This window comes from Streptomyces rubellomurinus (genome assembly GCF_000961885.1).
Lineage (GTDB): Bacteria > Actinomycetota > Actinomycetes > Streptomycetales > Streptomycetaceae > Kitasatospora > Kitasatospora rubellomurina.
Window position 1 is genome coordinate 26154 of record NZ_JZKH01000001.1, and the last position, 22241, is coordinate 48394.

General features: G+C 74.3%; 21 protein-coding genes and 1 pseudogene. 9 read left to right on the forward strand and 13 right to left on the reverse strand.

Going from position 1 to position 22241, the window contains the following annotated elements; genetic code table 11:
* Positions 1–80: 80 nt before the first annotated feature.
* Positions 81–488, forward strand: a pseudogene (locus VM95_RS00105) (bifunctional ornithine acetyltransferase/N-acetylglutamate synthase); the annotation flags it as partial.
* A gap of 48 nt (positions 489–536) precedes the next feature.
* On the opposite strand, the gene VM95_RS00110 reads toward VM95_RS00105, so the two are convergent.
* Positions 537–1793, reverse strand: coding sequence for a cytochrome P450 family protein (locus VM95_RS00110; protein ID WP_244178555.1), 1257 nt, complete (start codon positions 1791–1793; stop codon positions 537–539).
* 114 nt (positions 1794–1907) lie between these two features.
* On the opposite strand from VM95_RS00110, the gene VM95_RS00115 reads away from it, so the two are divergent.
* The 6 genes from VM95_RS00115 (at position 1908) to VM95_RS00140 (ending at position 8747) form a co-directional block, all read left to right on the forward strand.
* Positions 1908–2399, forward strand: coding sequence for a hypothetical protein (locus tag VM95_RS00115; protein WP_045691844.1), 492 nt, complete (start codon positions 1908–1910; stop codon positions 2397–2399).
* A 175-nt stretch (positions 2400–2574) separates the two neighbouring features.
* On the forward strand, positions 2575–3333 hold the full coding sequence (locus tag VM95_RS00120; protein ID WP_045691845.1) for a class I SAM-dependent methyltransferase: 759 nt from the start codon (positions 2575–2577) through the stop codon (positions 3331–3333).
* Positions 3334–3515: 182 nt separating this feature from the next.
* The gene (locus VM95_RS00125; protein WP_045691846.1) at positions 3516–5003 is read left to right on the forward strand and encodes a Y4yA family PLP-dependent enzyme; all 1488 of its coding nucleotides are present in this window, start codon (positions 3516–3518) and stop codon (positions 5001–5003) included.
* Positions 5000–6328 (forward strand): pyridoxal-phosphate dependent enzyme, encoded by a 1329-nt coding sequence (locus VM95_RS00130; RefSeq protein ID WP_045691847.1) that lies wholly within the window; start codon positions 5000–5002, stop codon positions 6326–6328. Before VM95_RS00125 ends, VM95_RS00130 begins: the two co-directional genes overlap by 4 nt.
* 12 nt (positions 6329–6340) lie before the next feature.
* Positions 6341–7549, forward strand: coding sequence for an aminotransferase class V-fold PLP-dependent enzyme (locus tag VM95_RS00135; RefSeq protein ID WP_045691848.1), 1209 nt, complete (start codon positions 6341–6343; stop codon positions 7547–7549).
* Positions 7550–7637: 88 nt separating this feature from the next.
* Complete coding sequence (locus tag VM95_RS00140) at positions 7638–8747, forward strand: hypothetical protein (protein WP_045691849.1); 1110 nt, start codon at positions 7638–7640, stop codon at positions 8745–8747.
* An 18-nt stretch (positions 8748–8765) separates the two neighbouring features.
* On the opposite strand, the gene VM95_RS00145 is transcribed toward VM95_RS00140, so the two are convergent.
* From VM95_RS00145 to VM95_RS00175, 7 genes are all read right to left on the reverse strand, one after another.
* Positions 8766–9410, reverse strand: a complete 645-nt coding sequence (locus VM95_RS00145; RefSeq protein WP_045691850.1) for a hypothetical protein — start codon at positions 9408–9410, stop codon at positions 8766–8768.
* Positions 9411–9489: 79 nt separating this feature from the next.
* Complete coding sequence (locus VM95_RS00150) at positions 9490–10389, reverse strand: Gfo/Idh/MocA family protein (RefSeq protein WP_045691851.1); 900 nt, start codon at positions 10387–10389, stop codon at positions 9490–9492.
* Positions 10390–10430: 41 nt separating this feature from the next.
* The gene (locus tag VM95_RS00155; protein WP_078859477.1) at positions 10431–11156 is read right to left on the reverse strand and encodes an O-methyltransferase; all 726 of its coding nucleotides are present in this window, start codon (positions 11154–11156) and stop codon (positions 10431–10433) included.
* Positions 11157–11256: 100 nt separating this feature from the next.
* Positions 11257–11910 carry a DedA family protein gene (locus VM95_RS00160; RefSeq protein WP_045691852.1) on the reverse strand — a complete coding sequence of 218 codons (654 nt, stop codon included), beginning with the start codon at positions 11908–11910 and terminating at the stop codon, positions 11257–11259.
* A gap of 205 nt (positions 11911–12115) precedes the next feature.
* Entirely contained in the window at positions 12116–12928 is an 813-nt protein-coding gene (locus VM95_RS00165) for a class I SAM-dependent methyltransferase (protein ID WP_045691853.1), read from the reverse strand.
* A 141-nt stretch (positions 12929–13069) separates the two neighbouring features.
* The gene (locus VM95_RS00170) at positions 13070–13876 is read right to left on the reverse strand and encodes a spermidine synthase (protein WP_045692021.1); all 807 of its coding nucleotides are present in this window, start codon (positions 13874–13876) and stop codon (positions 13070–13072) included.
* Between the two features lie 65 nt (positions 13877–13941).
* Positions 13942–14919, reverse strand: coding sequence for an alpha/beta hydrolase (locus VM95_RS00175; protein ID WP_052707056.1), 978 nt, complete (start codon positions 14917–14919; stop codon positions 13942–13944).
* 232 nt (positions 14920–15151) lie between these two features.
* Between VM95_RS00175 and VM95_RS00180 the strand changes: the two genes are divergently transcribed.
* Positions 15152–16555, forward strand: a complete 1404-nt coding sequence (locus VM95_RS00180) for a selenium-binding protein SBP56-related protein (RefSeq protein WP_045691854.1) — start codon at positions 15152–15154, stop codon at positions 16553–16555.
* A 7-nt stretch (positions 16556–16562) separates the two neighbouring features.
* On the opposite strand, the gene VM95_RS00185 is transcribed toward VM95_RS00180, so the two are convergent.
* Together VM95_RS00185 and VM95_RS00190 are read right to left on the reverse strand one after the other, a co-directional pair.
* A complete protein-coding gene (locus VM95_RS00185; protein WP_045691855.1) occupies positions 16563–17771 on the reverse strand; it encodes a globin domain-containing protein in 1209 nt (402 codons plus the stop codon).
* A 122-nt stretch (positions 17772–17893) separates the two neighbouring features.
* Positions 17894–18793, reverse strand: coding sequence for a helix-turn-helix domain-containing protein (locus VM95_RS00190; protein ID WP_052707073.1), 900 nt, complete (start codon positions 18791–18793; stop codon positions 17894–17896).
* Positions 18794–18936: 143 nt separating this feature from the next.
* Between VM95_RS00190 and VM95_RS00195 the strand changes: the two genes are divergently transcribed.
* Positions 18937–20046 (forward strand): NAD(P)-dependent alcohol dehydrogenase, encoded by a 1110-nt coding sequence (locus tag VM95_RS00195; RefSeq protein ID WP_078859478.1) that lies wholly within the window; start codon positions 18937–18939, stop codon positions 20044–20046.
* Positions 20047–20141: 95 nt separating this feature from the next.
* Here the strand turns inward: VM95_RS00195 and VM95_RS00200 are convergent, their stop codons facing one another.
* The 3 genes from VM95_RS00200 to VM95_RS00210 all read right to left on the reverse strand — a co-directional run bounded on the left by VM95_RS00200 (position 20142) and on the right by VM95_RS00210 (position 22239).
* Positions 20142–20672 (reverse strand): DUF6114 domain-containing protein, encoded by a 531-nt coding sequence (locus VM95_RS00200; RefSeq protein ID WP_279616805.1) that lies wholly within the window; start codon positions 20670–20672, stop codon positions 20142–20144.
* 2 nt (positions 20673–20674) lie between these two features.
* On the reverse strand, positions 20675–21331 hold the full coding sequence (locus tag VM95_RS00205) for a DUF6230 family protein (protein ID WP_045691856.1): 657 nt from the start codon (positions 21329–21331) through the stop codon (positions 20675–20677).
* Between the two features lie 140 nt (positions 21332–21471).
* A complete protein-coding gene (locus VM95_RS00210; RefSeq protein ID WP_078859479.1) occupies positions 21472–22239 on the reverse strand; it encodes a TetR/AcrR family transcriptional regulator in 768 nt (255 codons plus the stop codon).
* Between the last annotated feature and the right edge of the window lie 2 nt (positions 22240–22241).

Genomic DNA, 22241 nt, shown 5'->3' on the forward strand with positions numbered 1-22241 from the left:
TCCACCCCTAGGAAGGATCGGCCATGCACCCCGTGGTCCCGCAGGGCTTCCGCTCCGTCACCGCGAACACGTCCACCAGCGACATCGCCTCGGACGGCGAGGGCGCCTCGAAGCTGATCGAGGTCCGGGTGACGGGCGCCCGCGACGCCGCCCAGGCCAAGCGGGTCGGCAAGGCGGTGGTCAACTCCCCGCTGGTCAAGACGGCCGTCCACGGCTGCGACCCGAACTGGGGGCGCATCGCCATGGCCATCGGCAAGGTCCAGGACGACGCCGACCTCGATCCGGCCGCCGTCCGCATCGGGTACGGCGACCTCCCGATGTACCCGGAGGAGCCGAGCCCCGCCCTGCTCGCCGAGGCCGCCCGGTACCTGGGCGGCGAGGAGGTGGTCATCCGGATCGACCTGGGCCTCGCCGAGGGCGCGTTCACCGTCCACGGCTGCGACCTCACCGAGGGCTACGTGAAGATCAACGCGGACTACACCAGCTGAAGGCGGCGGGGCCCCGCACCGGACGCGGGGGTGCGGGGCCCCTCGCCACTACTCGGCCGCCGGGCCGCCGTCGAGCAGCACCGGCAGCGTGCGGTGCCCGTTGGAGATCAGCGAGTCGACCGGCTCCAGCTCCACGCCGGGCAGCAGGGCCAGGCGCGGGAAGCGCTCGAACAGCGCGCGCAGCGCCGTACGCGCCTCCAGGCGGGCCAGCGGCGCGCCGAGGCAGAAGTGCGGGCCGTGCCCGAAGGCGAGGTGGTCCTTGACCGGCCGGGTGACGTCGAAGACGCCGCCGTCCTCGCCGTAGCGCACCGGGTGCCGCCCGGCGGCGGCGTAGGAGGCCAGGATGGCCTCGCCCCGGCGGATCGTCAGCCCGCCGGGCAGCTCGACGTCCTCCACCGCGTAGCGCAGCGGCAGGTGCGCCACCGGCGCGTCCCGGCGCAGCGCCTCCTCGACGACGTCGTCCCAGCCCGCCTTGCCCGTCCGGACGAGGTCGAGCTGCTCGGGATGGGTGAGCAGCAGCGCGACGGCGTTGTCGATCAGGTTGACGGTGGTCTCGTAGCCGGCCGAGACGATCAGCAGCAGGGTGTCCCGCAGCTCCTCCTCGGTGAGGGCGCTGCCGTCGCCCTCGGTGTCGCGGGCGGCGATCAGCAGCGAGGTCATGTCCTCGCCGGGCCGCTCGCGCTTCAGCGCGATCAGTTCGTCCAGCATCGCGTAGAACGCCGCCGCGTTGGCGGCGGCCTCCTCGGGGCTCAGCACGGTGGAGAAGACCCGGTCGACGTAGTAGCGGAACTGGTCGCGCAACTCCTCGGGCAGGCCGAGCAGTTGGCCGATCACCTGGATGGGCAGCGGGTAGGCCAGGTGCTCGCGCAGGTCCACCGCCGTGCCGGGCGGGGTGGCCGCGATCCCGTCGAGCAGGGCGGCGGTCAGCTCCTCGATCCGCTCGCCGAGGGCGTTGACCTGGCGGGTGGAGAACGCGGACCCGACGAGCCGGCGCAGCCGCCGGTGCTCGGCGCCGTGCGCGGTGAACATGTTGCGCGCGTTGACCCACAGCGCCAGCGGCCAGGTGCGCAGGGCCTCCTCGAATCCCGGCCAGTGCTGGAGGCCGTCCTTGGACACCCGCGGGTCCTTGGTCAGCTCCTCCAGCAGCTCCGGGTCGGCCACCGCCCAGGCGTGCACCCCGAGGATGTCCACGGGCGTCGCCGGCCCCCGCGCGAACAGCTCGGCGCTCTCGGCGTCCCGGTTGCGCCCGGTCGGGTCCAGCACGAGTCGCGGGCATCCCGCGGGGTGCGCCAACTGGTCGTCCACAACGGCTCCTTCATACGGGGTCGGGTTGGTACGGCATCAGCCGGGAACGAGGATGGCCCACGCCCCCGCCCCCGTCGAGACCGCCTGTCCGATCCGGGCCGTACGGTGGCCCCCATGACCGACGATCCGGCCGCGCACCTCGCGGCACTCGACGACCTGCTGGCCCGGCCGTACCCGGCGGCGGAGACCGGCGACGCCACGGGGTACGGCGGTCCGGGCTGGTGGGTCCAGGACCTGTACGTCAGCGGCGAGTTCTGGGACGACGAGGACGGCGAGGCGCTGCAGCGGGCGGACGAGGAGGCGGCGGGCCACTTCGACGCCCTCGCGCGGGCCCTGACGGCACGCTGGGGCGAGCCGTTCACCGTCGACCTGTGGTCGTACCTGGTGGCGAGCTTCGACGGGGAGCAGCCGGGCCGGGAGGCGCCCGAGCCGATCGGCCTGCTCAGCGGCCGGGCCACCGCCCTGCACGTGTGGCCGCTGCCGGGCGGCGGGCGCTGGCTGGGCCTCGCGGTCGGCCAGGAGGACAAGGAGCTGCCGGTCGTCCTCTCCGTGGCCGTCGCGGCCGGCCCCGCCCCCGCGCCCGTCGCCCCGCCCGCCGCGGGGTAGCCGGTCGGGCGGCCTGTCCATCGGGGCGGCGTGCGACTCCACATGAAAACGGATATCGTTTCACTCGCGCTCATCCGCGCCTCCCCGCCCGCCGAGCATTGCGGACAGGGTGAACATGACAAACACTGGCACCGAGCGGAGCCCTCGAATGCGCGCGAGCACGGCGGGAGTGGACATGCCGGTCGATGCGGCCCTGGCCGAGACCTGGATCGAACGCTGGGAGCGCCAGCAGGAGCGGTACGCGGTGGAGCGCGAGGAGCGCTTCACCGTGGTCGCCGACGTGGTCGAGCAGGTCGCCGGCCACCGGCCGCGGCCGCTCGTCGCGGACCTCGGCAGCGGGCCCGGATCACTGTCGGCCCGGATCGCCGCGCGGCTGCCGGAGGCCGAGGTGCTGGCCGTGGACATCGACCCGCTGCTGCTCGCCCTCGGCCGGGCCCGGCACCCCCGGGTCGCCCGCTGGGTCGAGACCCTGATCGGCCGCCCCGGCTGGCTCGACGCGCTCGGCCTGGACCGTCCGCTGGACGCCGTGGTGTCGTCCACCGCACTGCACTACCCGCCGCCGCGGACGCTGCTCGGGATCTACCGCGACCTCGCGGAGGTGATGCGGCCGGGAGCCGTCCTGGTCAACGCCGACCACCTCGTCCCCGAGGAGCCGCCGCTCGCGGAGCTCGCCCGGGCGGTCGAGCGGCGCCGCTCGCAGCGGCGGGGCGCCGACACCGCCGAGGACTGGTCGCAGTGGTGGGCCGCCGCCGCCCGGATCCCCGAGTTCGCCGAGCTGCTGGCGGCACGGGCCCGCCAGGTGCCGCCGTGCGACGGCGACGGGAACGGCCTGTCCGCCGCCCGGCACGCCGAGCTGCTGCTGCGGGCGGGCTTCCGGCAGGCCGGCCCGGTGTGGCAGTACGGCACCAGCGCGGTGCTGGTGGCGCTGCGCTGATCCCGCCATCCGGAGCCCAACTCTCCACATTGGCACAGACTTTGCGATCGCGTGACAGAAAGTCCTGTTGCGAAAAGATGAAAACAGTTACCGTTTGCCTCGGTGTCCGACGCCCCGCGCGGTGAGTCCCGCACCCGGCGCCCGACCTGCCGACTTCCGATGACGGGGAGCTGTTTTCGCCAATGCGGCCCTTACCTCTCTTCCTCGAACCACGGCTGGAGCCCCGGCTCCGGTCCCTCCTCGCAGCAGGCGACTTCCTGCACCCGCTGGTCGACGCCCTCGGGTCGCCGCTCAACGTGCTCCTGCCCGAACAGCTCGCGGACAACCTGGCCCGCTTCCGCGCCGTCTACCGCAAGCACCACCTCAGCGGCCCGATCCACTACGCCCACAAGGCGAACCGCTCCCGCGCGATCGTGCGCCGCCTCGCCGCCACCGAGGCCGGCCTGGACGTCGCCTCGCTCGCCGAACTCCAGCACGCCCTCGGCGCCGGCTGCACCCCCGAGCGGATCATCGCGACCGGCCCCAAGAACCGCGAGTTCCTGTGGCTCGCCGCCCGCACCGGCGTCACCGTCAGCCTCGACTCCCGCGCCGAACTCGACGAACTCGCCGAGCTCGTCCGCAAGCACACCCTGCCCCGGGTGCGCATCATGCCCCGGCTGTCGGGCTTCGAGGCGCCGGGCGCCAGGGTGCTGAGCCGCCCCAGCCGCTTCGGCACCGCGGCCGCCGGACTCGACGACCTGCTCGACGCCGTCGAACGCCACCGGGACGCCGTCGACCTCACCGGCCTCGCCTACCACCTGGACACCACCGGCATCCCCGAGAAGGCCGTCGCCCTGGAGGGCTGCATCCGGGCGATGAACGCGTGCCACCGCCGCGGCCTGCGGCCCCGCACCATCGACATCGGCGGCGGCTTCGGCGTCAACTACCTGGCCCACGCCGCCCAGTGGGAGCGCTACACCACCGAGCTCACCAACGCCGTCCTCGGCAACCGGCCCCCGCTCACCTGGCACGGGCACGGCTACGGGCTGCGCGGCGAGCACGGCACCCTGCGCGGCGCGCTCACCCTGTACCCGGCGCACCGCGCCACGGCCGCCGAGACGTACCTGGACGCGCTGCTGTCCACCCGGGCGCCCTCGCTCGGGCGCCCGCTCGCCACCCTGCTGCTGGAGAACCTGTACGACCTGGCCGTGGAACCCGGCCGGGCGCTGGTCGACCAGTGCGGGGCGACGCTCGCCCGCGTCCTGGAGGTCCGGCCCACCCCGGACGGCGACGTCCTGCTGCGGCTGGGGATGAACGCCCGGGACGTCGGCCTGGAGGAGCACGGGGTGCTGATGGACCCGGTGCTCCTCCCCCGGCCCGGCGCCCCCTCCACCCCGCCGGGAGAGCCGGTCGGCGCCTACCTGCTCGGCAACCTCTGCCTGGAGTCCGACCTGATCACCCGCCGGAAGGTCTTCCTGCCCCGCCTCCCCGCCCCCGGCGACCTGCTCGCCTTCGCCAACACCGCCGGCTACCTCATGGACTTCACCGCCGGCCGGGCCATCCAGCAGCCCGCCGCCCGCAAGGTCGCCGCCTTCCGCCAGGACGGCGCCTGGCACTGGCGCCTCGACGAGCAGTACTGGCCCGTCGACGGGACGGGGACCGCCGAACCACAGGGGGAGCGACAGGCATGAGGTACGACAGCATCACGGACGCGATCGGCGACACCCCGCTGGTCCGGATCGACCCGGCGGTGACCGGCCTGCGGCACATCGACCTGTACGCCAAGCTGGAACTGCTCAACCCGTTCGGCTCGGTCAAGGACCGCGCCGCCTGGAACATGACCCGCGACGCGCTGCCCGCCGCCGTCGAACGCGGCGACACCGTCGTCGAGCTCTCCAGCGGCAACACCGCCAAGGCCCTCGCCCTGATCGCCGGCATGCACGGACTGCCGTTCAAGAGCGTCACCAACCGGATGAAGGTCCCCGAGGTCAAGGACCTGCTCCTGCTGCTCGGCGCCGAGATCGAGGAACTGCCCGGCCGCACCGAGTGCCTGGACCCGACCGACACCGACGACCCGCTCACCCGCATCCACCGGATGCTCTCCGCGGCGGACTCCGGCTACCTGCACACCGACCAGTACTTCAGCCCGCTCAACGTCGAGGCGCACGTCACCGGCACCGGGCCGGAGATCGTCCGCGACCTCGACGGCCGCGCCCCCGACCACTTCATCGCCTGCGTCGGCACCGCCGGCTCCTCCACCGGCGTGGCCGCGGTGCTGCGCGCCCACGACCCGGCCGTCGAGGTGGTCGGCCTGGTCGCCGACAAGTCCGACTTCATCCCCGGCATCCGCACCATCGACGAGGTCCACGAGGTCGGCCTGTTCGACCCCGGCACCTACGACACCCTCCAATCGGTGACCGCCGACCAGGCCATCGACGGCATGCTCACCCTGATCCGCCGCTGCGGCCTGCTCGCCGGCCCCACCGGCGGCGGCGCCTTCCACGGCGCGCTGCGCCACCTGCGCACCGTGGACGCCGGGCTGGCCGACTCCGCCGACCGCAGGACCGCCGTCTTCATCGTCTGCGACCGGGTGGAGAGCTACCTCGGCTACCTCCGCCAGCGCCGGCCCGAGCTGTTCAACCAGCCCGCCCGCCCCAACTCCCTCGGCTCGCTCACCCCGGCCGACCTGGCCGCCGCCAGGTCCGTGGACGTCGACGCCGCCCGCAAGTGGATCGCCGAGGAGCGCCCGCTGGTCGTCGACCTGCGCGGCCCCTTCGCCTACGCGGCCCTGCACATCGAGGGCTCGATCAACATCGTCGACGAGCTCTTCGACGAACTCCTGCACGGCGGCCTGCCGTTCGGCCCCCGGCAGCCCGTCCTGCTGGCCTGCCCGGTCGGCGAGAAGTCCGAACGGTACGCGGCGCTGCTCACCCGGATGGGCCACCGGGACGCGCGCAGCCTCGCCGGCGGCATCATCGGTTGGCGCGACGCCGGCGCGCCCCTGGTCCGGGACTGAGCGGAGGCAACCATGGCCACCACCCTCGAAGACTGCGGCGAGCTCAACGAACTCCTCCCCTGGCACCGGGAGTTGCGGGCCCAGTTCCCCATCGTCGCGAACAGCCCGGGCCAGGCCTACCTGGACAGCGCGGCCACCTCGCAGAAGCCGCAGGCCGTACTCGACGCCGTCCTGCGCTACCTGACCACCGCCAACGCCAACGCCGGGCGCGGGACGTACACCTGGGCCAACGCCACCACCGCCCTGGTCGAGCGCACCCGCGCCCGGGTCGCCCGGTTCCTCGGCGACCCGGCGCCGCTGGAGCACTCCGGCGTCCACTTCACCAGCGGCGCCACCGAGGGCCTGCGCACGGTGGCCCGGGACTGGCTGCCCGGGCACCTGCGGGACGGCGACGAGATCGTCGTCCCGTTCGCCGACCACCAGGCGAACCTGCTGCCCTGGCTGGAGGCCCGCGACCTGCTCGCGGACCGCGGCGTGCACGTCACCGTGCGCGAACTGCCCTACGACCCGGCCTCGCACGACTACGACCCGGCCGCGCTGGCCCGCCTCGTCACCCCGCGCACCGCGTTCGTCGCCGCCACCCACGTGCACCACGTGTACGGCGCCGACATGAACGTCCACCGCATCCGCGCCGCGGTCGGCCCGGACGTGCCGATCTGCCTGGACGCGGCGCAGAGCGTCGGCCACCTGCCGGTGGACGTCGGCGCCCTCGACGTCGACTTCGTGGTCTTCTCCGGGCACAAGGCGATGGCCCTGCCCGGCACCGGCGCGGTCTGGGCCCGCAACACCCGGGGCCCGCGGTTCCGGCCCGGCGGCTGGGCGGGCACCCCCAACACCTGCGGGATCGCCGGCCTGGAGGCCGCCCTCGACTGGCTCGACGCCGCCGGGACGGACCGCATCCGCCGCTGGAACACCGCACTCGCCGCCCGGCTCACCGACGGGCTGCGCCGGTCCGCGTCGTACCAGGTCCTCGGCTGCCAGCTCAGCCTCGCCGCCGACTCCGCCGTCCAGCGGCGCGAAGGCATCGTCACCTTCCGCCACCGCGCGATCGGCTCCAACGACCTCGGCTTCGTCCTCGCCAGCCACGGCCTGATGGTGCGTGCGGACGGGCACTGCCAGGCCCGGGCCGGGGAGGCGGACAGCTCGGTCCGGGTCAGCCTGCACGTCTACAACACCCCGGAGGAGGTCGACCGGCTGCTCGCCGTCCTGCTCGCGCTCTGACGCCGCCGCGGCACCGGCGAACCGGCGACGGGCGGCCGGGCCGGTGGCCGGTGCCGCACCCGGCCCGGTCGACCGCCAGAATGGCGGCATGAGGTTGATCCACACCCTGCTCGGGGTGCTCCTGCTCCTGCTGGTCGTCGGCAGCATCCTGAGGACGCTGGTCGTCCCGCGCGGGCTCTACTCGGCGCTGGTCAACCGGCTCTGGGTGGTGCTGCGGACCGTCCTGCGGCTCTCCGCGGCGCCGTTCGGCACCTACCGGGCGCAGGACCGCGCACTGACCTGGCTGGCACCGCTCGTCCTGCTCGGCATGCTCACGGTGTGGCTCAGCGGCATGCTGATCGCCTACACCCTGCTGCTCCACGGGACGTCCGACCTCAGCTGGTCGGTGGCCATCCGCGAGGCCGGATCCAGCCTCTTCACCCTCGGCTACGCCAGCGGCGAGCGGCTGCAGCTGTCCGCGATCGACTTCATGGCCGCCGCCAGCGGACCGCTGGTGACCGCCCTGCAGATCGCCTACCTGCCCACCCTCTACGGCGCCTACCAGCGGCGCGAGACCGAGGTCACCCTGCTCCAGTCCCGGGCCGGCGAGCCCGCCTGGGGGCCGGAACTGCTCGCCCGGCAGTCCCTCGTCGACACCGACACGGCCCTCCCCCAGCTCTACCGCGACTGGGAGCGGCTGGCCGCCGACATCGGCGAGAGCCACTCCAACTACCCGGTGCTGCTGTCCTTCCGCTCCCCCCAGCCCAACCGCAGCTGGGTGGTCGGCCTGATCGCCGTCATGGACGCCGCCGCCCTCCACCTGGCCCTGTGCCCGCGCTCGGCCCCGCCCGAGGCCCGGCTGGTGATCCGGGCCGGCTTCACCGCGATGCGCGACATCGCCCGCTCGCTGCGCATCGACTTCGACCCCGACCCGGACCCGGCCGCCCCGATCCGCCTCAGCTACGCCGAGTACCTGGGCGCCGTCGCCATGGTCACGGCCGCCGGCTTCCCCCGCGAGCGACCGGTGGAGGACGGCTGGCGGCACTTCAACGGCTGGCGCGTCAACTACGAGTCGGTGGCCTACGAGCTCGCCCGGCGCAGCGACGCCGTGCCCGCCCTGTGGACCGGCCCGCGCGACTTCCACGCCCCCGTCATCCCCCCGGCCCGCCCCACCGACCGCCGTCCGGACCCCACCACCCAGGCCCCGGACGGCGGCTGATCGGAAGCCGACCGTGGGTCAGAGGCCGAAGGTGAGCAGGGTCCCCACCGGCTCGCCGTCCTCGTCCAGGCACGTGGTCGTGCTGGAGCCGTCCGGGTCGACCAGGATGCCCAGCACGGTGCCGGTGCCGGCCTCGTCCGGGATCAACAGCCAGTTGTTCGTGAAGTCGCCCTCGACCGGCTCCACCGGCCAGTCGGTCGGGTCGATGTGGACCCTCCTGAGCTGCTCGCGGAAGTTCTCCAGCATCCAGTCGTCGCCTTCCGCGGCGCGCGCGTGCAGCACGGCCCAGGTTCGCCGGACCATCTCGCCGGCCGGCCCCAGGTGGTCGTTGCCGGGGTGCGCGTGCAGGACGGCCAGCCCGGACGGGGTCATCAGCCCGTCGCCCCAGTCCTCCGTCCGGACCGGCAGGCCGTCCATCGGGTGCACCAGGGCGGCCACCGGCTCGTCCGGGTCGTCCTCGCCGAAGACCAGGTAGACCGGCGTGCCACCGGAACGCATCGGAACGTCCGAGCTCTCCGGCCCCAGCGGGTCGTTCATCGTGACGTACTCCGACGTCCCCTGGATCACGGCGCGCTCGATCCGCCAGCCGTCGATCGACCAGCTCTGCGCGGACGGGTCGGCCGCGGCCGTGGTCAGGGCGGGCATGTACGCGTAGTCGTCCATCCGGTCTTCCTCACAACTCGTTGGTGAGGAGGACGGTAGACCGTGCCGCTGACATCCCGTCCGGCGAGGCCGGTGCCGCTCAGACCTCGACCGGACCGCCGGACGCCAGCGAACGCTCGGCGCCCGCCAGGATCTCCACCACCCGCAGGCCGAACTCCGCGTCGCAGGCGTGGGGTTCGCCGGTGGCGGCGGCCGACTGCAGGGCGGACAGCGCGCGGTGCAGGGCGGCGATCGGGCCCTCGCCGCGCTCGGGAAGGTGGGCGACACCGTGCTCGCCGCGGATCTCCATGCCGGTGCCGCCGCCCGCGACGGGGGCGGTGAGGCTGAGCGCGAGCGTGCTGGAGGCCCCGGCGGCGTGCCGCAGCACCAGGTGGACGGTGTCCAGCGGCCCGGCGACGGCCGTCACCCGCGTGGCGTCGCCCAGCACCGGCAGCAGCACGGACAGCGCGTGCGGGCCGACGTCCCACAGCGCGCCCTTCTCCACCCGCCACGGCGAGGCCGCGTACGGGCTGCCGCTGCCGGGGGCGAACACCGAGCCGAGCCAGTCCGAGCGGCCGGTGAACCAGCCGCCCAGCTCGGCCTGCCGGGCGATCCACGGGATCTGGTCCCCGCCGAAGCGCACGGTGAAGAACACCACCGAGGCGACGCCGTGCCGCCGGGCGGCGTCGGCCACCGCCCGCGCGTCCGGCACGGTCAGCGCCACCGGCTTGTCCAGCAGCAGGTGGCAGCCCGCCTCGGCGGCCCGCACCGCGAGGCCGGCCTGCACGGACGGCGGCAGGGCGATGGAGACCGCGTCGACCTCGCCGAGCAGCTTGTCGAGGTCGTGGTGGGCCGGCACGCCGTGCGCCGCGCCCAGGGCCTCGGCGGCCTCCGGGCGGCGGCCCCAGACCCCGGCGAACTCCAGCCCGGGGTGCGCGGCGAGGACGGGCGCGTGCACCCGCTCCGCCCAGGGGCCGGTGCCCAGCAGTCCGATCCGCACGTCGTCTCCGTTCCTCGGTGGTTCCAGGTGTCGAGGGCGGCTCAGGCCTGCACGCGGGCCAGCGTGAAGCCGTCGTAGCCCTTGCTGCCGACCGTCTGCACCGAGGTCGCGCTGACCCTCGGCTCGGCGGCGATCAGCGCGTGCAGCGCGCGGGTGCCGGTGATCGCCGGGTCGGTGCTGTCGGCGTCGGCGACCCGGCCGCCGCGCACCACGTTGTCGACGACGATCAGCGAGCCCGGCCGGGTCAGCTGCAGGGCCCGGCGGAAGTACTCGGGGTTGCTGGGCTTGTCGGCGTCGATGAACACCAGGTCGAAGGGCTCGGTGCCCTGCTCGACCAGCTCGGCCAGGGTGTCGGCGGCGCGGCCGAGCCGGACCTCGGCGATCTTCTCCAGGCCCGCGTGGGTGAGGTTGGCCCGGGCGACCTCGGCGTGCGCCGGGTCGATCTCCAGGGTGAGCAGGGTGCCGTCCTCGGGCAGCGCCCGGCCCAGCCAGATGGTGCTGTAGCCGCCGAGCGTGCCGACCTCCAGGATCCGCCGGGCGCCCTGGGTCAGCGCCAGCAGGTGCAGCAGCTTGCCCTGGGTGGGGGCGACCGCGATCCGCGGCAGGCCGGCCGCGTCGGCGGCGGCGGTCGCCGCGTCGAGCACCGGGTCGGGCCCGATCAGCTGCTCGGCGAAGTACGCGTCCACCGCGTTCCAGGTGGACTGGTCGGTGGACTGGTCGGACTGATCGGTGGACTGGTCGGGCTGCGGCACGGACTGCGGCGACATCGGGCCCTCCGGCGGGACAAGATCGGCGGATACGCCGCCGACTCTACTCCGGGGGCCCGACTGCGCCGGGGGCCCGGCCCGGGCTACCGGCTACGCTCCGTCACTCCGCGGGCGCGGCCTGGCCGGCCGCCGCCTCCTCGGCCTCCATCTTGGCGTGGGCCTTCGCCGCCCGGCGCTTCATCACCCACGCCGAGGTCAGGCCGACCACGACCGCCGCACCCAGGCCGACGTAGGAGAACCGGGCCAGCCACGGCTCGATGCTCTTGCCGACCTTGTAGACCAGCAGCGTCGTACCGCCGGCCCAGACCACGCCGCCGAGGACGTTGGCGATCAGGAACTTCCAGTACGGCATCTTCAGCGCGCCCGCGAGCGGCCCGGCGAAGATGCGCAGCAGGGCGATGAACCGGCCGAAGAAGACCGCCCACATGCCCCACTTCTGGAAGGAGCGCTCGGCGGTGGCCAGGTGCGAGGGGCCGAAGTGCTTGGGGAACTTCCGTCCCAGCTTCTCGAAGAGCGGTTTGCCGCCCTTGCGGCCGATCGAGTACCCGATCGAGTCGCCGATGATCGCGCCCGCGATCGCGCACGCGGCGACCCCCCACGGGCTCACCACGCCCTTGACGGCCATCAGCGACGCCGTGACCAGGGCGATCTCGCCGGGAAGCGGAATGCCCAGCGACTCCAGCCCGATGATCAGACCGATCAGGGCGTACACCGCGGTCGGTGGGACGCTCTCGATCCAGGCGTCGATGTGCAAGGCCAGATACCTCCGTGGCAGGTCGGGACCGGCGGCGGCACGCGGCCGCGCAGCTCGCCGGTCCCGGCGGTCGTCCGATGGCGGCACCTCGGCCGCTCCCCCCTCAGCGCAGCCTAACGTGCCGGGTCGGCCCGTCCCCCTGGCCGATTACCCGTCGTTACGACGAACGCTCCGGTGCCATGGTTCCAGCTCGACCGGCGTTTTCTCAAGATTCGGCAAAACCCAGTGCGACCACGGACGGGCGCTGCTTGACCCGGCGCGCGAACGGCAGCAGGGCGCGCACCAGGCCCCGCCCGCCCTCCGGGTACACCTCGCGCACCTCCGTGACGGCCGGGTGGGCGGTGGCGAGCTGGCCGCGCTGGTCCGCGTCCATGCCGAACGGCATCGGCGGCGCCAGGTAGTGCCGGTCCCGCAGCTTCCCCTGGACGGCCCGCCTGCTGAACCAGCGCGGCACCGTGTCCAGCACCATCGCCCCGCCCGGGAAGCGCTCGGCGCACGCCCCGATCAGCGCGCGGGCCTCGGACGGCCGCAGGTACATCAGCAGGCCCTCGGCGGTGATCAGCACGCCGTCCGCCGGGTCCACCTCGTCCATCCAGCGCGGGTCGGTGGCCGAGCAGTCGAGGATCCGGCGCCGCTCGTCCGGCGGCAGCAGGCGCCGGCGCAGCGCGGCCGCCTCCGGCAGGTCCACCGACAGCCAGCGCGCCCGGCCGTTGTCCACCCGCCAGGCCTGCGTCTCCAGCCCGTCGCCGAGGTTGACGACGGTGCCGCGCGGGCAGCGGGCCAGGAAGTCGGCCACCTCCCGGTCGAAGCAGGCCGCCCGCAGCCCCTGCAGCTGGCCGACCAGCTCCCCGCTCCCGAAGCGCTCGGCGAACGGGAAGTCGATCCGGTCGACCAGCTCGACGGCCTTCGGGTCCACCAGCACACCGTCCGGGCGCCGCGCCTCCAACGCCCGGTGCCACAGCGTCCACAGCGCCGTCTCCGGCACCGGCCCCAACTCCGGCCGCTCGACCCCGCTCATCGCCCACTCCTTCGCGCCGCGCCCCGAACCCGCCGATTCTGGCACCCACCCCCCACCCACCCCACCCCCGACGCGCCGCCCCGGCCACCCGGCCCCCGCACAGGAAGTCGGCCCGGCCGACTTCCTGGTCCTTGGCGCGGGTCAGCCGACGCTGAAGGCGCCGTCCGGTGGGGGTGGGGAATCGGTGGCGTCGGCATCCGTGACCGGTGGGGTGCGGCCGATCAGGGCGGCCAGGTCGTCGCCGTCCGTGAGCCGGGCCGGGAAGATGTCGCCGGCCAGGAGGCGGGCCAGGTCCGCGGTCGGCAGGGGCGCGGTGGAGCCGGCGAGCAGGATGTTGCCGTAGCGGCGGCCCCTCAGCACCGGGGCCTCGGCGACCAGGCAGACGTGCGGGAACACCGCCCGGACCGTCGCCGCCTGGGCGCGGGCGAAGGCGAGCGGCGGGCCGTCCGCCAGGTTGGCGGCGTAGCAGCCGCCGGGCCGCAGTGCGGCCGCCGCCAGGCGCAGGAACTCCACCGAGGTGAGATGGGCCGGCGTGCGGGAGCCGTGGAAGACGTCCGCGATCACCAGGTCCTGCGAGCCCGCCGGCACCGCCGCCAGCGCTGCCCGCGCGTCCCCGACCTCCGCGGTGATGTCCGCGGCGACGTCCGCCCCTTCCCGCTGCCACGGCAGCCGCTCGGCGACGAGTTCGAGCAGCGGCCCGTCGACCTCCACCACGCGCTGGCGCGAGCCGGGCCGGGTGGCCGCGACGTACCGGGGCAGGGTGAGGGCGCCGCCGCCGAGGTGGAGGACGTCCAGCGGCTGCCCGGCGGGGGCGAGGGCGTCGGCGAGGTGGCCGAGCCGCCGGGTGTACTCGAACTCCAGGTGCGTCGGGTCGGCGAGGTCGACGTACGACTGCGGCGTGCCGTCGAGGGTGAGCAGCCAGCCGCCGTCCCGGTCGATGTCCGGCATGAGCTTGGCGAAGCCGAGGTCGGTCTGCCGCCCGACCGGCACCGGCTCGGGCTCGGGCGCGTCACTCACGCGCGCTCCCCCGCCGCCGCGGTCTCGACGTCCAGGTACGCGGCGAGCCAGCGGTCGAGCTCGGCGAAGGTGCGGGCGCGGGCGGCCTCGCCGGAGAGGACCAGGTCGTGCATGCCGCCCTCGATCCGGACGACGGTGACGTGCCGGCCGAGCCGCGGGCCCTCGGCGGCGATGTCGTCGGCGCGCAGCACGGCGTCGGCGTGGTGCAGGGCGCTGTGCCACTTGGTGGTGGAGATGGAGCGGGTGGAGGCCATCAGCAGCACCGGCACGTCGATGCCGAGCCCGTGCCGCAGCCGCCGGTGGCCCTGGTGGATGGCGGCGAGCCAGCCGGCGAACAGCGGGAAGCCCTCGGGGCGCTTGAGGGTGAGGTCGAACTCCCACTCGCCGTGGTGGTCCTTGTGCAGGCTGTGGGTGTAGTGCGGGTTGAGCCCGGTGGGCAGCACCCGGGTGGGGGCGAGCCGGCCGACCGCCGTGACCACCGGGCCGCCGAAGGTGCGCACGGCCTCGCCGGCCGGCATGGACAGGAAGGGGCTGTTGAGGAACAGCCCGTCGACGAGCCCGCGCCCCGCGCGCTTCCCGGCCCACAGCGCGGCGACCAGCCCGCCGGTGGAGTGCCCGTTGACGAGCAGCCGGGTGTGGCCGTCGACCTCGCGGATGACGCGCACCGCCTCGTCGATCTCCTCGTCGTACTCGGCGAGGTCGCGGACGAAGTTCGGCGACTGGTGCGGGCGCAGCGAGCGGCCGTACTTGCGCAGGTCGAGGGCGTAGAAGGAGAAGCCGAGCGCGGTGTAGTGGTCGGCGAGGTTGGTCTGGAAGAAGTAGTCGTTGTAGCCGTGGATGTAGAGCACGGCCCGCTGGGCGCCGGGGACGAGCCGCCGGACGAGGGTGGCGCAGACGGCGCCCTCGTCGTCGGGCCGCAGCGTCAGTTCGGCCGCCTCGTAGGGGGCACCCAGGATGTCTTCGCGAAACTCCATCGCCCGCCGCACCTGTCCTCTGTTCCGCCTGCCCCACGGCAGGTACCACCGTTCCGCCCCCGACCATACCGGCCGGTAGCCGGGCCGCGCGCGGCGGTGCCCGCGGGGCGTTCGGGCCGTGCGACCCGCCGGTGCCTCCGCCGCACCTCCCCACCGCCCCGCGTGCGCCTGCAGTGCGCCGGTGGTCCTGTGGAACGCTTCCGGCACACAACGGGCGAGTTGGGGAGTTCGCATGCCGCAGGGGCACACCGATCCGTCGCTGTACCGGTCCGCCGCCGAGGCGATGGCCGCGCCACCGGAGGAGCTGGCGTACGTCGCCGGCTTCGACCGGTCGGGCCGGCGGCCGGACGCGCTGCTCACGGTCGACACCGATCCGGCGTCCGAGAGCTACGGGACGGTCCTGAACTTCGCCGAACTGCCCACGCTGGGAGACGAGTTGCACCACTTCGGCTGGAACGCCTGCTCCAGCGCCCTCGCCCACGCCTGCCACGAGAACCCGGAGCGGCGCTACCTGCTGCTGCCCGGGCTGCGCTCCTCGCGGCTGCACGTGATGGACACCCGCCCCGACCCGGTCCGCCCCCGGCTGGTGAAGACCGTGGAGGCGGCCGAGCTGGCCGCCAGAGCCGGCTACTCGCGCCCGCACACCCTGCACTGCGGGCCGGACGGCGTGTTCCTGTCCTGCCTGGGCAGCGCCAGCGGCGACGACGGGCCGGGCGGGGTGGCGCTGCTGGACCACACCACCTTCGAGGTGCTGCGCCCGTGGGAGACGGAGCGCGGGTCGCAGAACTTCGCGTACGACGTGTGGTGGCACCTGGGGACGGGCGTCGGCGTCACCAGCGAGTGGGGCACGCCGTGGATGGTCGAGGACGGGGTGCTGCCGGAGCAGCTGCTGGGCCGCAAGTACGGGCACGCGCTGCACTTCTGGGAGCTGCAGACCGGCCGCCACCTGCAGCGGGTGGACCTGGGCGACCAGTACCAGATGGTGCTGGAGCTGCGCCCGGCGCACGACCCGCACGCGGAGTGGGGCTTCGTCGGCGTGGTGACGAACGTCGAGGACCTGTCCGCCTCGGTGTGGCTCTGGTACCGGGACGGAGCGGCGTTCACGGCGCGCAAGGTGATCGAGATCCCGGCGGAGCCGGCCAAGGCCGAGGACCTGCCGCCCGCGCTGCGGCCGTTCGGCGCGGTGCCGCCGCTGGTCACCGACATCAACCTGTCGGTGGACGACCGCTGGCTGTACGTCTCGGCGTGGGGCACCGGCGAGCTGTTCCAGTTCGACGTGTCGGACCCGTTCCACCCGCGCCGCACCGCCTCCGTCCGCCTGGGCGGGGTGGTCGACCGCACCCCGCACCCGGCCGAGCCGGACCGGCCGCTGAGCGGGGCGCCGCAGATGGTGGAGATCAGCCGGGACGGCCGGCGGCTCTACCTGACGAACTCCCTGTACGGCTCCTGGGACGACCAGTTCTACCCGGACGGCATCGAGCCCTGGATGGTCAAGCTGGACGCCGACCCGCAGGCCGGCGGCCTGGTCGTCGACCGGCGCTTCTTCCCGCACGGCGCCGACTTCCGGGGCCTGCGGGTGCACCAGACCCACCTGGCGGGCGGCGACGCCTCCTCGGACTCGTACTGCTACCGCTGAGCCCCGCTCATCCGCGCAGCTGCTGGTCGTACCGCACCTGCGCGGGCGGCATCCCGGCGGCCAGCAGCCCGGTGCGGACGGCGGCGACCATGCCGGCCGGCCCGCTGACGCAGGCCAGGTGCCGGCGCCAGTCGCCGGCCCGGGCGACCGCCTCGGCGAGCTGTCCGGCGGTCACCGGGGCGATCGTCAACCACGGCTTGTGCAGGCCGAGTTCGGCGATCGCCGACCAGTCGTACAGGTCGCCGCGGTCGCGCGCGCCGACGAACAGGTCTACCCGGCGGCCGGGCGGGCGGTGCGCGGCCTGCTGCTCGACGATCGCCTTCATCGGGGCCAGGCCGGTGCCGCCCGCGACCAGCAGCAGGTCCCGGGTGTCCTCGTCGGGCAGCAGGCTGCCGCGCGGCGGGCCGAGCCGCAGTCGCTCGCCCACGACGGTGTGCTCGACCAGGGCGGCGCTGACCCCGCCGGGGCCGGTGCGGCGGACGTGGAACTCCACCTCGTTGTCGCCGCGCGGGGCGCAGCCCATCGAGTACTGCCGCCAGGTGTGCGGGAGCAGCGGGTGCTCGACGGTGCCGTACTGCCCGGCCCGGTACGGGTACGGCTCGCCGGTGCGCACCCGCAGCACGGCGAGGTCGGGCCGGCGCCGCTCGTGGCCGGTCACCACCGCGTGCCAGTACGGGGGTTCGGTGAGCGCGGAGTCGGCGCCGGCCACCATCGCGGTGACGGCGAAGCGGATCATCCGCACCCAGGCGGCCTCCAGCTCCTCGCTCCACCGCGCGCCCGCCCGGTGCCGGATCGCCGCGCACAGGGCCTCCTCGAAGGCCTCGTAGTGCACCGGCCGGACGCCCAGCTTCCGGTGGTCGCGGCCGAGCCGGCGCAGCCGCCGGTCGAGTTCGGCGGGCCGGTCGAGGTGGTCGATGAGGTGCTGGAAGGCCCTTTCCAGGTGGGCCTGTTGGAACTCCATCGAGGCGGGGAACAGCGGCCGCAGGTACGGGCGGCGGCGGAACATCTCGGCGTAGAGGTGGTCGATCAGGGCGGCGAGCGGGGCGACCAGCGGCAGGTCGCGCCGGATCAGCCGCTGGTCGGCGCCGCCGGGGTAGTCCGAGGGCGCCGGTGTCGGCCCGGACTGCGGTGTCGGGCCGAGGAGTTGACGCCGCAGTCGCATCGCGTGGTGGCGGGCGATCAGGCGGTCGTACTCGAGCGTGTCGCTGGTGTCCATGTCCCGCCCAGTCAACTGCCTGCCGCCGCAGGCGAGAAGGGTCGATGGCCCCGCACGCACCCGGGACCATCGGCCCTCCGTCGCCGCCCGGACGCCGGCTGGCCGCGCCGGCTACCGCTCGGCTACCGTCCGGCAGCCGACTCCGGCTCGGGCGACGGCTCCGGCGCCGGCTCCGGCCGCACCTCGCTCGCCGCCCAACTGGCCAGCAGCCGCAGCGACTCGGCGGAGGCGGTGCCGGGCTCGGCGTGGTAGGTGACCAGCTGCTGGTCGGCCTCCACGGTCGGCGTGAACGTCTCGTACCGCAGGCTGAGCCGGCCGACCACCGGGTGGTGCAGCTCCTTGCCGCCGTGGCCCTTGTCCTGGATGCCGTGCGCGGCCCACAGTCGGCGGAAGTCGGCGCTCTTGAGGGAGAGTTCGCCGATCAGCGAGGCGAGCCGGGGGTCGTCCGGGTCGCGTCCGGCGTCCAGCCGCAGGCTGCCGACGACGTCGGTGGCCTTGCCCTCCCAGTCGAGGTAAAGGTCGCGGGAGGCCGGGTCGAGGAACACCAGCCAGGCCATGTTGCGCCGCTCGGGCGGCAGCGCGCCGAGGTCGCCGAGCAGGGCGGCGCCGAGCCGGTTCCAGGCGATGACGTCCATCCGGCGGCCGAGCACGTACGCGGGCACGCCCTCCATCGCGTCCAGGAGCTGCTGGAGCGCGGGCCGCACCCGCTGCGGGCGGGCGGCGGGGCGCCCGGCGCCGCGGCGGGCGGGCCGGGTGAGCCGCAGCAGGTGCTCGCGTTCGGCGGGGCTGAGCCGCAGCACCCGGGCGATGGCGTCCAGGACGGCGGCGGAGACGTTCTCGCCGTGGCCCTGTTCGAGCCGGGTGTAGTAGGCGGTGCTGACCCCGGCGAGCTGGGCCAGCTCCTCGCGGCGCAGGCCGGGCACCCGGCGCCGGGTGGTGGTGCCGGGCAGGCCGACGTCCTCGGGTCGCAGCCGGGCGCGGCGGGAACGGAGGAACTCGCTGAGTTCGGTGCGCTGGTCCATGCCCAGCAGTATGCGGGCGGCCGCCCGCCGGAGGGTGCGCCAGGGTGCCACTGCCGTGCGTACCTTCGGCAGTCGTACGTTGGGCGAACCTAGGACGATCTCTGGTCTGGTTGGCGCCCCGGCCCGGGCGCAGTCTTGGGACCATGACGAACGAGACGCCCGACAGCACCGCCGCCACCGCCACCGCCCCGCACGCCGACACCACCCTGCGCGCCGTCCCCGCCTACGCGGCCGAGCGGCCGAACGGCCCGCTGGTGAAGACCACGGTCCGGCGCCGCGCCCTCGGCGAGCACGACATCGTGATCGACATCAAGTACACGGGCATCTGCCACACCGACCTGCACCAGGTCGCCGAGGACTGGGGCGCCGGGACGTTCCCGATGGTCCCGGGCCACGAGATCGCCGGAGTGGTCGGCGAGGTCGGCCCGGGCGTGACGCGCTGGCAGGTCGGCGACCGGGTCGGCGTCGGCTGCTTCGTCGACTCCTGCCGCACCTGCGACAACTGCCGCGCCGGCCTCCAGCAGTACTGCACCGGCGAGGGCGGCACCGTCTTCACGTACAACAACACCGGCCGGGACGGCCTGCCGACCTACGGCGGCTACTCCGCCGAGCTGGTGGTGGACGAGGCCTACGCGCTGCGCATCCCCGACAGCCTGCCGCTGGACGCCGCCGCGCCGCTGCTGTGCGCCGGCATCACCCTGTACTCGCCGCTCGCCCACTGGGGTGCGGGCCCCGGCACGAAGGTCGCGGTCGTCGGCCTCGGCGGCCTCGGCCACCTGGGCGTGAAGCTGGCGCACGCCATGGGCGCGGAGGTCACCGTGCTCAGCCAGTCGCTGCGCAAGCGCGAGGACGGCCTGCGGTTCGGCGCGGACGACTACCGGGCCACCTCCGACCCGGCGACCTTCACCGAGCTGGCGGGCGCCTTCGACCTGATCGTCAACACCGTCTCGGCCGACCTGGACCTGACCGCGTACCTCGGGCTGCTGCGCGTCGACGGCACCCTGGTGCAGCTCGGCGCGCCGGCGGAGCCGGTCCGGCTGAACGCGGGCGCGCTGCTCAGCGCCCGCCGCTCGCTGGCCGGCTCGCAGATCGGCGGGCTGCCGCAGACCCAGGAGATGCTGGACTTCTGCGGCGAGCACGGCATCACCGCCGACATCGAACTGATCCGGGCCGAGCAGATCAACGAGGCCTTCCGGCGCCTGGAGGAGGGCGACGTCCGGTACCGGTTCGTGATCGACGCCGCGACCATCTGACGACCCGTCACGGCGGGCCGTCGCGACAGCCCGCCGTGACGGCCCGCCGTACCGCGCGCCGGTGCTCTCCCATCACCGGCGCGCGGGGAACGGTGTCACACCCCGGCCGCCTTGGCCGCCCGCCGCTGCTCGCGCCGGTCCCACCGGCGCTGCCGCCCGCGGCGCAGCGGCTGGTCGGGCACCCAGCCGAAGGTGAGGCTGGCGCCGACCACCCCGAGCAGCATCCCGAGCAGGAAGCCGCCGAGGTTGGACGTCACCCAGGTGCCCAGCGAGGCGAGCACGGCGAGGATGGAGTAGAACAGCCGCTGGGCCGGGTTGAAGAGGATCAGCAGGCCGCAGATCACCATCACCGCGGGCACCAGGTACCCGGCCAGCCCCTGCATCCCGATGTGCAGGACGATGGGCAGCGGGGCCTTCTCGGTGAACAGCACCTCCGAGCCGCCGAGCAGCACCAGCAGGCCGCCCCAGAACGGCCGCCGGCCCCGCCAGTCGGCGCGGCGGACGGCGGTTCCCGCCCGGCCGGCGGGAGCCGCGGTCGCGGCGGCCGTCCCACTGGCCGCCGCGTCGCTCCCGCCACCCGAACCGTCGTTCGCCCCGGGCTCCGGCTCCCCTACGGCCTCCGCCATGCTCAGCAGCCCTGCGAGCTGAAGCTCAGCCGCAGGTTGGGGAACTTGAAGCCGGCCGCGGTGCTGGCGTAGTTGTGCTGCTTGAGGTGGTTCAGCTTGACGGTGTCGGCCTGCTGGCCGAACACGCCCGGGTTGCCCTTCCCGCTCGGCCCGGCCTTGGTGTAGGTGCTGGCGTCGCCGCCGATCTCCATGTTGGTGAACTCCGCGTCGGCGGACAGCAGGTCGGAGTCGGTGGTGAGGTTGGTGGCGCTGACCGGGGTGCCGCCGTCACCGGCGTGGATCACCAGGTTGATGCCGCCGAGGTCGACGCTCTGGCACAGGTTGGTGATCTTGGCGGACTTGATCGCGGACACCGCGACCAGCACCTGGCCGCCGGTGTTCCCCTGGTTGGGGCTGTCCGGGATCATCGAGTCCAGGCTGCCGTACTGGGCGAAGCCGTCACCTTCGAGGCTGTCCGCGGTGATGGTGAACGGCATGCCGGAGATGGAGAACTGGGCGGCGAGCACGCCCTGCGCGGTGAGCGTCATCAGCACGCCGCCGAGGGCGACGGCCGGTACGGCCATCAGGGCGCTGCGCTTGAACCGGACCCGGCCTCTTCTGGGCGTGATCGGCGTCTCGGGTGTCTCCGCCGCCGTGGCGGCGTCCTCGGACATGGCCATGTGTGCTCCCTCGGAGTGGATGGGATGGGCAGGCACTGGCACGTTGACCTGGCGCGGACAGCGTTCCCGCGCACCGGCCGGACCGTCCGCCCCTCGGCAGCGGGGCGGGTCCGGTCGGCGCACGATGAGTATCCGAGAAGCTACTGCCGGGTATCGGCGGGGTCAATACGGGTGCACGAAGGATCTTCACCGATCGGCGACCCGCCCCCCGACGCCAGTCCCAGCCGCCGGGCCGCCTCGGCCGGGCCGAGGAAGGGCGCCAGGCAGAACAGGCTCAACACCGGGAGCAGATCGTTGAGTTGATCAGTCCGGCCGGAGTCGATCCGGCGGTGGAGCGCGCCGTAGACGCCGGCCACCACGGCGTCCACCATCTCCTCCACCGTTACACCGCCCGGCAGTTGCGGCACCTCGGCGAAGAACGCCCGGAAGCGGGTGAGGAGTTGGTCCCTCTCACGCCGCCCGGCCGGGCCGACCGCATCGATCTCGACCACCGCCATGGCGGCGAAGGCCGGTGTCCCGGCGAGCAGTTGGAGCATCGCGCCGAGCGCCTGGCGGATGCCGGCGCACCAGTCGGATTCGGCCGCGAAGGCCGCGGCCATCCGCCGCAGCACCACCCCGGTGCCGTACCGGTGCGCGGCCAGGAAGGCGTCCTCCTTGCCGCTGAACAGCTCGTAGAAGACCGGCCTGGTCACGCCCGCCTCCCGGCAGATGTCGCTCACCGTGGCGTGCTGGTAGCCGCGTTCGGCGACGGTGCGCACCAGCCCGTCCAGCAGCCGCTCGCGCTGGGTCGCGGCGATCACCCCGGCCGGCAGCCGGCGCGGGCCGGGCTTGATCGACCGGGCCGGATCGCGGCCGGTCCGGGCGCCCGGCAGCAGGATCACGTCGGCCCTCGGGAGTTTTCCTTTCATCG